At 61.7% G+C, this 13,154-nt stretch carries 7 protein-coding genes; 6 read left to right on the forward strand and 1 reads right to left on the reverse strand.

Annotated features, from left to right (window positions below):
• Positions 1 to 213 precede the first annotated feature (213 nt).
• Positions 214 to 1,206, forward strand: coding sequence for a transcriptional regulator ArgR (argR, locus tag J1G18_RS19075; protein ID WP_027612635.1), 993 nt, complete (start codon positions 214 to 216; stop codon positions 1,204 to 1,206).
• 26 nt (positions 1,207 to 1,232) lie between these two features.
• Here argR and J1G18_RS19080 read toward each other — a convergent pair whose 3' ends face one another.
• The gene (locus J1G18_RS19080; protein WP_223008277.1) at positions 1,233 to 6,278 is read right to left on the reverse strand and encodes a dermonecrotic toxin domain-containing protein; all 5,046 of its coding nucleotides are present in this window, start codon (positions 6,276 to 6,278) and stop codon (positions 1,233 to 1,235) included.
• Between the two features lie 310 nt (positions 6,279 to 6,588).
• On the opposite strand from J1G18_RS19080, the gene J1G18_RS19085 reads away from it, so the two are divergent.
• The 5 genes from J1G18_RS19085 (at position 6,589) to astB (ending at position 13,122) form a co-directional block, all read left to right on the forward strand.
• The gene (locus J1G18_RS19085) at positions 6,589 to 7,809 is read left to right on the forward strand and encodes an aspartate aminotransferase family protein (RefSeq protein WP_097085830.1); all 1,221 of its coding nucleotides are present in this window, start codon (positions 6,589 to 6,591) and stop codon (positions 7,807 to 7,809) included.
• A 240-nt stretch (positions 7,810 to 8,049) separates the two neighbouring features.
• Entirely contained in the window at positions 8,050 to 9,069 is a 1,020-nt protein-coding gene (aruF, locus tag J1G18_RS19090; RefSeq protein WP_025112905.1) for an arginine/ornithine succinyltransferase subunit alpha, read from the forward strand.
• Positions 9,070 to 9,120: 51 nt separating this feature from the next.
• Positions 9,121 to 10,146, forward strand: a complete 1,026-nt coding sequence (gene astA / locus J1G18_RS19095) for an arginine N-succinyltransferase (protein WP_027612638.1) — start codon at positions 9,121 to 9,123, stop codon at positions 10,144 to 10,146.
• Positions 10,143 to 11,612 carry a succinylglutamate-semialdehyde dehydrogenase gene (gene astD, locus J1G18_RS19100; protein WP_167797104.1) on the forward strand — a complete coding sequence of 490 codons (1,470 nt, stop codon included), beginning with the start codon at positions 10,143 to 10,145 and terminating at the stop codon, positions 11,610 to 11,612. The genes astA and astD overlap by 4 nt, the downstream gene beginning before the upstream one ends.
• A 163-nt stretch (positions 11,613 to 11,775) precedes the next feature.
• A complete protein-coding gene (astB, locus tag J1G18_RS19105; protein WP_115984193.1) occupies positions 11,776 to 13,122 on the forward strand; it encodes an N-succinylarginine dihydrolase in 1,347 nt (448 codons plus the stop codon).
• The last annotated feature ends 32 nt before the right edge of the window (positions 13,123 to 13,154 follow it).

Below are 13,154 nucleotides of genomic sequence, written 5' to 3' on the forward strand. Positions count from 1 at the left end.
AGATTAGGTCATGCTTCGCGACCTGAAGACTTGCTCGGCCCTCTGTGGGAGCGGGCTTGCTCGCGAAAGCGGTGTTTCAGTCGACATCATTGGTGTCTGATCTACCGCATTCGCGAGCAAGCCCGCTCCCACAATGGACCTGCGACAGCTTCGATTACGGGCTAGCATTGGCCCATGCCTTCATCACCGTTCTTCGTTTCGGATTGCCCGCCCATGACTGCCCATCGAATTGGTTTCCTGATTTGGCCCAGCACTAAAGCTTTGACGCTGGCGCTGGCGGAGGAGGCCTTGCGTGTTGCTCAGCGGGTGCATCCGGAGGTGGTTTACGAACTGTCGTTCCTCCAGGCCGAAACCGTGACAGACGTTGCGGCCGAGGGGGCGTGGCAACTGCCCGGCGAGGCGTGGACCGGCAAGCTGGAAAACTTCCAGAAACTCTTTTTGCTCGCCGACGAGCCACCGACCACTCTGGCCCCGGCCCTCAGCAGCGCGCTCAAGCAACTGGTGCGTGCCGGTTGCGTGATCGGTGGTCTGTCGGCCGGTGTCTATCCGTTGGCGCAGCTCGGTCTGCTCGACGGTTATCGCGCGGCTGTGCACTGGCGCTGGCAGGACGATTTCGCCGAGCGCTTCCCGAAAGTCATCGCCACCAGTCACCTGTTCGACTGGGATCGTGATCGCCTGACCGCGTGTGGCGGCATGTCGGTACTCGACCTGCTGCTGGCGGTGCTGGCCCGTGATCATGGGGCAGAACTGGCCGGTGCGGTGTCCGAAGAACTGGTGGTCGAGCGCATCCGCGAGGGCGGTGAACGCCAGCGCATTCCACTGCAGAACCGCCTCGGTTCCAGCCATCCGAAGCTCACCCAGGCGGTGTTGCTGATGGAAGCTAACATTGAAGAGCCGCTGACCACCGACGAAATCGCCCAGCACGTGTGCGTGTCCCGTCGACAGCTGGAGCGGATCTTCAAGCAATACCTCAACCGCGTGCCGAGCCAGTACTACTTGGAACTGCGCCTGAACAAGGCCCGGCAGATGTTGATGCAAACCAGCAAGTCGATCATCCAGATCGGCCTGTCCTGCGGTTTCTCCTCGGGGCCGCATTTCTCCAGCGCCTATCGCAACTTCTTCGGCGCCACGCCGCGCGAAGATCGCAACCAGCGGCGCAGCAGCAGTCCGTTCGAACTGTCGTCAGTGCCGCCGGAGCGCGGTTGACGCACCCCGGCAGAACCCGCTGAGCGTCACTCATCGACCCCCGAATCTTCAGACGTGGACACCTCCATTTCCGCCCGTTCGATGACGGCTTCCACGCCAAAATCGATGCGGTGCTTTCTGAAGTAGGCGATCAGCCGTTGCAGGCTCAGCTCAGAGAGCGGATTGCTCCGCAGGCTGAATTTGTCCGCACGCTCTTCTGGCAACTCCAGGATATCGCTGGGAACCTGGGTGATCGCGTTGTCGCTCAGGTCGGCGATTTCCAGGTGTTCGAGTTGCAGCAAGCCCGGCGGCAGGCTGGTGATGCCGCTGTTGTCCAGCATCAGCGTTTGCAGATTAGTCATCTGGCTGACATCCGGCGTCTCGCCCAACGGGTTGTCACTCAAGTCCAGGTGATCGAGGCGCTCCATTTGCGCAAGCTCAAGGGCGTTTTGCGGCGTGAGCGTCAGCTCGCAGTGTGAAAGCGACAAATAGGTCAGCTTGGCCATGCGAAACACCGCCGGCGGAATGTGTTCAAGCCGATATTGATAAATCGTCAGTCCTCTGAGGCTGGCAAACGTCTCGACAAACCTGTCGATTCCAAACGTCTGACCCGGCAGGCTTCTGAGGTACAGATGCGTGACATGGCTGAAATCGGCATTGAGTACGGGCAAGTCGCCGCGGATGATCGTCGCCAGGTTCAAGTCATGCAGTGGCTGGAGGTTCTGATCCGGTTCGTCTTGCTCGGTTTCCCGGCGCCAGCACTGTTCAATGAGCGATTTGAATTCGTGACGTGCGGCGTGCTCATTCAGCACTTGCTCAATCGTGAAGGGCTCGCCACTGATCGGGTGCAGGGCCGGGTGGTCGGTCGCCCAGTGGGCGAGGTTGCTACTCAAGTCGCTGTATTCACGCTCGAGTCGTGCAAGTTCGATTCGACCCTCGGCCAGGGTGCCGGGTAGCAGATAGAAAAATTCACTGGCCTGTTCCAGATCCATGTGTGTGTACAGCGCCTGTACGCGCAGCAGATCAGCCTGTTCGGCCATTACGCCGAAGTCCTGGCGGGTGTCGTTGAAGTGGCGTTTGATGCGCTCCCGGTCTGCGCTGGCAATCGGATTGCCACTCAGATCGAAGCCTTCCGGAACATTGTTGGGCAGCTCGAAAAGGGCGGGAGACAACGACCGGATCTGGTTGTCGTTGAGCAGCGCAGTGCGCAATAGCGGGCGCGTGAGCAGGCCGGGTGGCAGTTCGGAAATGCCGGTCTCCGACACATCGATGTAATTGAGTCGGGGCATTTTTTCGACATTGGGGGTGAGTCCGAGCGGGTTCCTGAACAGGTCCAGGGTTCTCAGCTGAGTCAACGCCGCCAGTGTGGTTTGGCTCTCGGCTGTCAGGGTGATGCTGCAGTCGCTGAGAATCAGCTCGCGCAGTTGTGGCGAACGGCTGATCGACTCCGGCAGGTTGCCCAGCTGGAAATTGCGCAGCGCTAGGCGACGCAAGCCGGAGAAGCAGTTCAGAAAACCGTGTATACCCTGAGTGCTGCCGATCCCCTCGATGGTCAGGTAGTCCACGTGACTGAAGTTCACCTCAAGTTGTGGCAGCTCTCCGATGATTGACTGTGACAGGCGCAGATCGATGGTCTGCTCGGTGTTCTCCGGCAAGGAAACCTGCTGCTTCCAGCAGTCCAGGATGTCGACCCGCATCTGCCGTCGGCGATGACGCTGGATCGCATATTGCTCGGTGGTGAGGCGGGCGCCGGACTGCGGATGAACGAGGGGAATACCCTCAGTCCACGGACTCAGCACCGCGTCGAGGCGGTTGCGTTCAGTGATCAAGCGGCTCAGCTCCGTTCGCGGGCCGTTCGGATGGCGTTGCAGGCGCTCGACGAATGCATTGAGTTCCTCGGGCAGCAAGTGCGGCAGTAGCCAGTGGGCATGGGCGTGCAGCGTCGGCGTATTGGTAGGCATGCGCCGATAGCCACTGGTACCGCCACGCAGGCGCATCACGGTGGGGTCGTAAGCGGGTTTACGAATCGGATTTTGCGACAGCAGGTTCAGCAACGCTTGACGGTCGAGCGCGTCGTCACGAATCAGCTGCTTGAGCGGCAGGTCTTGCGTGATGTGGATGTTCAGCGCCGAACGTTCTACATCGGGCAGGGCATGCAGCAGGCTTGAATACAGTGAACCCGGCGCGCTGAGTGACTCACCGGTAGCGTCGAACGGCTGATAGTCGCCCTGTTCGGTCAGTACCAGCACCTTGCGAATGAGCGCGTCCTGCGCGCCGAGGCTGTCGATCAGTTGCCCGCTATGGCTGTAGTGCCTGAGCTCCATTCGTATCGACGGCGACCAGCCCGGCAAGCGTGGCAGCGAGTGGAGGGCCAGCCGATCCGTATCCAGATTATTGACTGTCGCTTGCAGCTCCAGCCCTTCAAAGGCTCGGGTTGCGCGCACTTGCAGACCCGTTTCCTGGGTCAGAACCACCAGTCTTGCGGAGAGTGTTCCACGCTGTAATTGCAGGTATTCAGCATCACTTGCCGTTTCCAGTATCGATTGCGCCAACGCCTTCGGCAGGCCGGGTTCGGCATCCATCAGTACCTGTACCAGCGGGCTGGCGCCGCGCTGTAACTGACGATATCGATCCTCGAACAGGCTTTGGCGTTTGCGCTTTGCCAGCTCGGCGACGCTGCGCCGCAGGCTAGTTGCGCGGGCCTCGGCCGAGGGGGCGGGCGTATGCAGGGCTTCGCTCAATAGCCGCCTTCGTTGCGATTCTGTCAGGCGTTGCAGACAGGTCTTGAGCAGGTCGCCATCGTCCAGTCGTGAGCCCTCGATTTGTATGAAGGGCACATCGGCGACGGGGCTGCGCCACAGGGTTCTGCCTTGACGGTCGATCAGTTGCAGGCCTCGGTCGGCAGGCCAGTCGCCGTTGTCGAAAAGCAGTTGCAGTTGGGTGGCCGGGTCAGCCTTGAGGTAATCCTCGGCATGCGGGCTGCCGATCTGCTCGATGAACAATTGAATGTCCTGATCGATCTGCCAGCGCTGCAGCGTGTCACTGAGTAAGGGTGGCAATTGATCGCGCTCGACGTGCATCTGGCGCAGGGTGTTTTCCTCGCAGCCACTGATATTCAGCAGGCGCTCCCGCAGAGCGGCGGGAAGGCGCTGCATCTGCGCACTGCTGCGGCTCAGCACGGTGGCGCGATCCCAAGCCAGTGGCTGGTCAATTTCGGTTTGCCAGGCGCCTGCGGTGTTGTGCCTGAGTGCGGGTTTGTAAGCCTCGGCGCGCGTCGGATGATCGATGCGATGGGCGCCCGTTTCGGGGTCAAGGCTGACGGCATACAACTTGTCTTCCAGAGCCAGCAGGCTCTTGCCCTGGTGGGTTTGCAAGCCCAGTGCATCGGTTCGGATGTCTTTGGGCAGCGTGCCGGGCCACTCGTAAGGGCGCAGGTCGGGTTTCCAGTAGCGGGTCTTGCCATTGGCCGTTTTCACCGGAATGAAGCGGTCGATGAACTGGACGACATCGGCAGGCAACAGCGCGCGAAACTCGCTGACGGCGATAGCGCCGCCGGCGGCGAAAGTGCCGACCTGCACCATGGACTCCACGACGCCGATCAAATGCGCGAACGCTTCGCGGGGTTGTCCTTCGGCCCAGTCGACGATGCTTTCGAACGTCTCGTCGAGCAGTTGGTAGGCCGTGTAGGCAAGCATCAGCTCGCCGAGAAATGGCACGAATGGCAAGGCGACAAACGCGACGAGGTTGATCAACGACTGTGCGATGTCCGTGAAGGAATCCCAGAGTGCCCAGCGCGCCTTGCGATCGACCATGGCCGTCGAGACGGCGATGACGCGGGCATCGTTGAGCATCTTGTCGAGCTTGCGCTGGTAGAGGTAAACCCACAGCTCACCCCGGATCGGGGTCGCGACGATCTGCATAAAAGGCCGCACGGCCGGATGCTCGCGCCAGGTGGGGCGTGGATCGCCGGCCGGTACGGGTTGCCAGGTGACGGGGCTGAGCAAGGCCCGCAACTGACCGAAGAAAGCGCCGCGCTCGGCGTGGTCGATAAAACGGCTGAAGAAGACCTGATAGTCCGGATCGCGCAGGCGTTGCGCCAGCTCCTCAGCGAAGGCAGCGGAACTGGCGTATTCCTTGACTGGGTGTTGCGGGTCATCGGGAATGTAAACCACGACTCTCGCTGTTGCGTTTGCAGCTTCAAGATTCGGCGCGAACAGTACGATGCCGGTGAGGCTGACTTTCATCATCGTCAGCGCATGGCAATGCCACGCCTGACGATTGAGGCGCAAATGCTGCAAGCCATCGAGCAGCCCGAGAATCAGGCGATGGATATCGGCCCCCAGCAGCTTTTGCATGTAGGCCATTTGCAGGGCGGCGACCAGTGCGGCTTTGTCACTCGTGCAAACCTGCGGTTGCAGCACGGCTGCGACCAGCGGATTGCTGACGCCCAAATTGTCTTGCAGATAAGTGTTGTAGCGGCGGCCGATATCCAGCTCGCGACACAGGCGGGTGAAGGCTGGGATCGGCATCGCCTTGGTGATGTTCGGCAACACGCTGAACTGGCCGTCAGGTGAGGGCTGACTGACATAACCCGAGGCGGACTCAAAGGCGTCAGCGCTGGTCTCGCTGCTTTCAAAATTGTGCAGCGCGGCGTCCAGCAGCGAGACAGTCCAGGTGCGTGCGGCGCCGGATTTGATGCGCAGCCACGGAACATGGTCGGGCAGGTACAGGCGCAGGAAGGTCTGCCTGACATCCAGTTTGAGGCCAAAACGGTTTTCTATCTCGGCGCGCAGCAGCGGTTCGGCGAACGCTTTGGCGTCCTGCAACCGGGCAAGGCTTCGTTCGACGCGGTTGTGTGCGGTCCAGTGCGAGGCATTAAGCGCGCGCAGTTTTGCATGCTCGGTGCGTGATGCCTGTTTGAGGTTGGCGGGCAGCAGCGGACTGGCCCGTTTCAATGCCGTGCGCTTGTGTGCCGCAGCCTGAATCAGCCATGTCGGGATGGCCTGGAGCAGCGGTTGATAGTGTGCGTCCTGCCTGGGTAGCAGCAGTGGGTCGGGCAGAGTCGCGAGGGCGGGTGTGGTTTCTTGAATCATGGGGTGAGGCCGTTTGCCTGGAGAAAGGTCCCTAGCAAACACCGGCCGTTGATTCGATGTGCGGTACATATATACCGCACGCCACAAAACTCTCTTGATTAAGATCCCCGGTACGTCTGCGCAAATGGCGGCGTGCAGTTTAAACTGCGCCTTTGCGACGCTATATGTCGCATTGCCGTAAACCCGGGAAAATCCGGGGTTTGCGCTATAAGAAGTTGTCGCTTGGCGGCAAGGCCGGGCTGAAAACTGTCCTTACAATCCCCCCATCGCTCGCCAGTTTCAGGCGGGTGTTCCTCTTCAGGAGACTCCGATGTCCGTTGAGCACGCTGCGGTACAACGCGCCGATTTCGACCAGGTAATGGTTCCCAACTACGCGCCTGCCGCTTTCATTCCGGTGCGTGGCGCCGGTTCCCGCGTCTGGGACCAGAGCGGTCGCGAGCTGATCGACTTCGCCGGCGGGATTGCCGTAAACGTATTGGGCCACGCGCATCCGGCGCTGGTCGGTGCCTTGACCGAGCAGGCGAACAAGCTGTGGCACGTGTCTAACGTGTTCACCAATGAGCCGGCCCTGCGCCTGGCGCACAAGCTGATCGACGCCACGTTCGCCGAGCGCGTGTTCTTCTGCAACTCGGGCGCCGAAGCCAACGAGGCCGCGTTCAAGCTGGCCCGTCGCGTGGCGTTCGACCGTTTCGGCAGCGAGAAGTACGAGATCATCGCCGCGCTCAACAGCTTCCACGGTCGTACCCTGTTCACCGTTAACGTCGGTGGCCAGTCGAAGTACTCCGACGGTTTCGGTCCGAAAATCACCGGCATCACCCACGTTCCTTACAACGATCTGGCCGCGCTGAAAGCGGCGGTGTCCGACAAGACCTGTGCGGTCGTGCTCGAACCTATCCAGGGCGAGGGCGGTGTACTGCCGGCCGAACTGGCTTACCTGCAAGGTGCCCGTGAACTGTGCGACGCGCACAACGCGCTGCTGGTGTTCGACGAAGTGCAAACCGGCATGGGCCGTACCGGCCACCTGTTCGCCTATCAGCATTACGGCGTAACCCCGGACATCCTGACCAGCGCCAAGAGCCTGGGCGGTGGTTTCCCGATCGCCGCGATGCTGACCACTGAAGCGCTGGCCAAACATCTGGTCGTCGGCACCCACGGCACCACTTACGGTGGTAACCCGCTGGCGTGCGCCGTCGCCGAAGCAGTGATCGACGTGATCAACACCCCCGAGGTGCTGAGCGGCGTCAACGCCAAGCACGACAAGTTCAAGACCCGCCTGCAGCAGATCGGCGAGAAGTACGGCCTGTTCACTCAGGTGCGTGGCCTCGGTCTGTTGATCGGCTGCGTGCTGAGCGATGCCTGGAAAGGCAAGGCCAAGGACATCTTCAACGCCGCTGAAAAAGAAGGCCTGATGATTCTGCAGGCCGGCCCGGACGTGATCCGTTTCGCCCCGAGCCTGGTGGTGGAAGACGCCGATATCGATGCCGGCCTAGACCGCTTCGAACGCGCGGCAGCAGCACTGACGCAAGCCTGATAGACCCTTCGACGCCTGAGGATTCGGGCGTCGAACCCAATTTTTGATACCGGACAGATTTAACTGTCGGAGTCAGCCTTAGTGGTGAGGGGATTTATCCCCGATGGGCAGCGAAGCGGCCCCCAAAATCTTGGGGCTGCTGCGCAACCCATCGGGGATAAATCCCCTCACCACAGGGCTCACTCCTACAAGGCCCGGCTATTTCTTCAGTAAATTTTTATAAGAGAAAGGAGTGACACCATGCTGGTGATGCGCCCTGCGCAAATGGCTGATCTGGGCGAGGTACAGCGTCTGGCTGCGGACAGTCCGATTGGTGTCACTTCCTTGCCGGATGACGTGGAACGTCTGAGCGACAAGATCGCCGCGAGCGAAGCCTCGTTCGCTGCCGAAGTGAGTTTCAACGGGGAGGAGAGCTACTTTTTCGTCCTCGAAGACACCGCCACCGGCAAACTGGTCGGCTGCTCGGCCATCGTTGCCTCGGCCGGTTACTCCGAGCCGTTCTACAGCTTCCGCAACGAGACCTTTGTCCACGCGTCCCGCGAGCTGAAAATCCACAACAAGATCCACGTGCTTTCGCAATGCCACGACCTGACCGGCAACAGCTTGCTGACCAGTTTCTACGTGCAGCGTGAGCTGGTGGGGTCGCCGTGGGCCGAGCTCAACTCCCGTGGCCGCCTGCTGTTCGTCGCCAGCCACCCGGAGCGTTTCGCCGATTCGGTGGTGACCGAGATCGTCGGCTACAGCGACGAAAACGGTGACTCGCCATTCTGGGACGCGATCGGGCGCAACTTCTTCGACCTCAACTACGCCGAGGCCGAACGCCTGTGTGGCCTGAAGAGCCGCACGTTCCTCGCCGAACTGATGCCGCATTACCCGATCTACGTGCCGCTGCTGCCGGATTCCGCTCAAGAAGCGATGGGCCAGGTGCACCCGCGTGCGCAGATCACTTTCGACATCCTGATGCGCGAAGGCTTCGAGACCGATCACTACATCGACATTTTCGACGGTGGCCCGACCCTGCATGCGCGTGTTTCGGGGATCCGTTCGATCGCCCAGAGCCGTGTAGTGCCGGTGAAGATCGGCGAGCCGGTCAAAGGCGCCGGGCGCCAGTATCTGGTGGCCAACGCGCAGTTGCAGGATTACCGCGCGGTGCTGCTGGAACTCGATTACGCGCCGGGCAAACCGGTGACCCTGGATCTGGAAGCAGCCGAAGCCCTGGGCGTCGGTGAAGGTGCCAGCGTGCGCCTGGTGGCGGTTTAACGCCTTAGCGAGTTTCACGGGTGGCGAAGGCGGCCCGTTTGAGGAGATAGCATGATTGTTCGTCCCGTACGCAGCAGCGATTTATCCGCGCTGATCGACCTGGCCCGCAGCACCGGCACCGGCCTGACCACCTTGCCGGCCAACGAAGAGCGCCTGACCCATCGGGTCGGCTGGGCCGAGAAGACCTTTCGCGGCGAAGCCGGCCGTGGCGATGCGGACTACCTGTTCGTGCTCGAAGACGACAACGGTCGCGTGGTGGGGATTTCCGCTATCGCCGGCGCGGTCGGTCTGCGTGAGCCGTGGTACAACTTCCGCGTCGGCCTGACCGTCAGCGCCTCGCAAGAGCTGAACATCTATCGCGAGATTCCGACGCTGTTCCTCGCCAACGACCTGACCGGCAACTCCGAGCTGTGCTCGCTGTTCCTGCATGCCGATTACCGCACCGGTCTGAACGGCCGCATGCTGTCCAAGGCGCGCATGCTGTTCATCGCCGAGTTCCCTGAGCTGTTCGGCAACAAGATCATCGCCGAGATGCGCGGCGTCTCCGATGAAGCCGGACGCTCGCCGTTCTGGGAGAGCCTCGGTCGGCACTTCTTCAAGATGGAATTCAGTCAGGCCGATTACCTGACCGGCGTTGGCAACAAGGCGTTCATCGCCGAACTGATGCCGAAATTCCCGCTGTACACCTGCTTCCTGTCGCCGGATGCGCGCAACGTCATCGGTCAGGTACACCCCGACACCGAGCCAGCGCTGGCGATGCTCAAGAGCGAAGGTTTCAGCTATCAGGGTTACGTCGATATCTTCGACGCCGGCCCGGCCATCGAGTGCGAAACCAGCAAGATCCGCGCAGTCCGCGACAGCGAAGCGCTGGTGTTGGCGATCGGTACGCCGGGCGATGACGCCACGCCGTTCATCATCCATAACCGCAAGCGCGAAGACTGCCGCATCACCGCTGCCCCGGCCCGTCTGGCCGCTGGCACGCTGGTGGTCGATCCGCTGACCGCCAAACGTCTTCAACTCAACGCCGGCGATCAAGTGCGCGCCGTGGCGTTGTCTGCTGCTCGGGAGTCGAAATAATGAATTCGCTATACATCGCAGGTGAATGGCTCGCCGGTCAGGGCGAAGCCTTTCAGTCGCTGAACCCGGTGACCCAGCAGGTGCTGTGGTCGGGGGAGGGCGCTACCGCCGCTCAGGTCGAGTCCGCCGTGCAGGCAGCGCGTCAGGCCTTTCCGGGTTGGGCGCGGCGTTCGCTGGACGAGCGCATCAGCGTGCTCGAAGCCTTCGCCGCCGCCCTGAAAAACCACAGCGACGAACTGGCCCGCACCATCGGTGAGGAAACCGGCAAGCCCCTGTGGGAGGCCGCGACCGAAGTCACCAGCATGGTCAACAAGATCGCGATCTCGGTGCAGAGCTACCGCGAACGCACCGGCGAGAAGAGCGGCCCGCTGGGCGACGCCACCGCCGTGCTGCGCCACAAGCCACACGGTGTGGTGGCGGTGTTCGGCCCTTACAACTTCCCGGGTCATTTGCCGAACGGGCACATCGTGCCGGCGCTGCTGGCCGGTAACAGCGTGCTGTTCAAGCCAAGCGAGCTGACGCCGAAAGTCGCCGAGCTGACGGTCAAGTGCTGGATCGAAGCCGGTCTTCCGGCCGGCGTGTTGAACCTGCTGCAAGGTGCTCGCGAAACCGGTATCGCGCTGGCGGCGAACCCGGGCATCGACGGACTGTTCTTCACCGGTTCGAGCCGCACCGGCAATCACCTGCACCAGCAGTTCGCCGGGCGTCCGGACAAGATTCTTGCTTTGGAAATGGGTGGCAACAACCCGCTGGTGGTCGATCAGGTGGCTGATCTGGACGCGGCGGTGTACACGATCATTCAGTCGGCGTTCATCTCCGCCGGTCAGCGTTGCACCTGCGCCCGTCGTCTGCTGGTGCCGCAAGGCGCGTGGGGCGACAGCCTGCTCAAGCGTCTGGTGGAAGTCAGCGCGACCATCGAGGTCGGTGCGTTCGATCAGCAACCCGCGCCGTTCATGGGCTCGGTGATTTCCCTTGGCGCGGCGAAAGCGCTGATGGATGCCCAGCAACACCTGCTGGCCAATGGCGCGGTGTCGCTGCTGGCGATGACTCAGCCGCAAGCGCAATCGGCGTTGCTGACTCCGGGCATTCTGGATGTGACCGCCGTGGCCAAGCGCCCGGACGAAGAACTGTTCGGCCCGTTGCTGCAGGTGATTCGCTACGCCGATTTCGCTGCGGCGATCGCTGAGGCCAACGACACCGCTTATGGCTTGGCGGCTGGTTTGCTGTCGGATTCCGAAGATCGTTATCAGCAGTTCTGGCTGGAAAGCCGCGCCGGTATCGTCAACTGGAACAAACAGCTGACCGGTGCGGCGAGCAGCGCGCCGTTCGGCGGTGTCGGGGCTTCGGGCAACCATCGAGCCAGCGCCTACTACGCGGCGGATTACTGCGCGTACCCGGTGGCGTCGCTGGAAACACCGAGCCTGGTGTTGCCTGCGGCCCTGACGCCTGGCGTGAAGATGGCGTAACGGCCATCGCGAGCAGGCTCACTCCTACAGGATTTGTGTCGAACATAGCATGTGTGAACACCGCCAAACCTGTAGGAGTGAGCCTGCTCGCGATAGCCGCGACGCGGTCTGACTGAATTGTTACTTGAAGCCTATAACAACAGATTCTCGTGGAGCCTCGCTGATGAAATCCTATGAAGTCAATTTTGACGGTCTAGTGGGGCCGACCCATAACTACGGTGGTCTGTCCTACGGCAACGTCGCGTCCCAGAGCAACAGCCAGCAGTCTTCGAACCCGAAGGAAGCGGCGCTGCAAGGTCTGGCGAAAATGAAAGCGCTGATGGAAATGGGCTTTCAGCAAGGCGTGCTGGCGCCGCAGGAGCGTCCGGACGTGGCCGCGTTGCGCCGTCTGGGTTTCAGCGGCACCGACGCGCAAGTGATCGAGCGTGCAGCGAAGGAAGCCATGCCGTTGCTGGTCGCCAGTTGCTCGGCATCGAGCATGTGGGTGGCCAACGCTGCGACTGTCAGCCCGAGTGCCGACACCGCTGACGGTCGCGTGCATTTCACCGCCGCCAACCTCAACTGCAAATACCACCGCAGCATCGAACACCCGACCACTAGCCGCGTGCTCGGTGCGATGTTCGCCGATCAGCAACACTTCGCCCACCACGCCGCGTTGCCGGCGGTGGCGCAGTTCGGTGACGAAGGCGCGGCCAACCACACGCGTTTCTGCCGTGAGTACGGCGAGGCCGGTGTCGAGTTCTTCGTGTTCGGTCGCAGTGCGTTCGACACTCGCTACCCGGCGCCACAGAAGTACCCGGCGCGCCAGACTCTGGAAGCCTCGCAAGCGGTAGCGCGTCTGCACGGTCTGCGTGACGAAGGCGTGGTTTACGCGCAGCAGAACCCGGCGGTGATCGACCAGGGCGTATTCCACAACGACGTGATCGCGGTGGGTAACGGCGAGGTGCTGTTCTATCACGAGGACGCGTTCCTCGACACCGAACAGATGCTGGCCGAGTTGCAGGGCAAACTGGCCAAGGTCGGCGGCAAGTTCCAGTCGGTCTGCGTGCCGCGTTCGGCGGTCACCGTGGACGATGCGGTGCGCTCCTACCTGTTCAACAGCCAGTTGCTGTCGCGTCCTGATGGCTCGATGCTGCTGATCGTGCCGGAAGAATGCCGTGGCAACGAGCGCGTGTGGAACTACCTGCAAGGTCTGACCAGCTCCGGCGGGCTGATCCGCGAAGTCAAAGTCTTCGACCTCAAGCAGAGCATGCAGAACGGCGGTGGCCCGGCGTGCCTGCGACTGCGCGTCGCGCTCAACGAAACCGAGCTGGCGGCCGTCAACCCAGGGGTTATCATGACGGCCCCGTTGTACGGTTCGTTGACCGCATGGGTTGAAAAGCACTACCGCGACCGCCTGAGCGAAACCGATCTGGCGGACCCGCAGTTGCTGCTTGAATGCCGGACGGCACTGGATGAACTGACGCAAATCCTTAAACTGGGCGCGGTTTATCCATTCCAGATCAATTGATGGCCGGCGCGTTGCCTGAACGCGGCGCGCGG

Source organism: Pseudomonas sp. MIS38 (assembly GCF_019891575.1).
GTDB classification, from domain to species: domain Bacteria; phylum Pseudomonadota; class Gammaproteobacteria; order Pseudomonadales; family Pseudomonadaceae; genus Aquipseudomonas; species Aquipseudomonas putida_A.

What these genes read in the sequence shown, in the direction of transcription:
- aruF (WP_025112905.1), top strand. Translation starts at nt 8,050, where the DNA reads ATGCTGGTGATGCGCCCTGCGCAAATGGCTGATCTGGGCGAGGTACAG.
- astA (WP_027612638.1), top strand. Translation starts at nt 9,121, where the DNA reads ATGATTGTTCGTCCCGTACGCAGCAGCGATTTATCCGCGCTGATCGAC.
- J1G18_RS19085 (WP_097085830.1), top strand. Translation starts at nt 6,589, where the DNA reads ATGTCCGTTGAGCACGCTGCGGTACAACGCGCCGATTTCGACCAGGTA.
- argR (WP_027612635.1), top strand. Translation starts at nt 214, where the DNA reads ATGACTGCCCATCGAATTGGTTTCCTGATTTGGCCCAGCACTAAAGCT.
- astB (WP_115984193.1), top strand. Translation starts at nt 11,776, where the DNA reads ATGAAATCCTATGAAGTCAATTTTGACGGTCTAGTGGGGCCGACCCAT.
- J1G18_RS19080 (WP_223008277.1), bottom strand. Translation starts at nt 6,278, where the DNA reads ATGATTCAAGAAACCACACCCGCCCTCGCGACTCTGCCCGACCCACTG.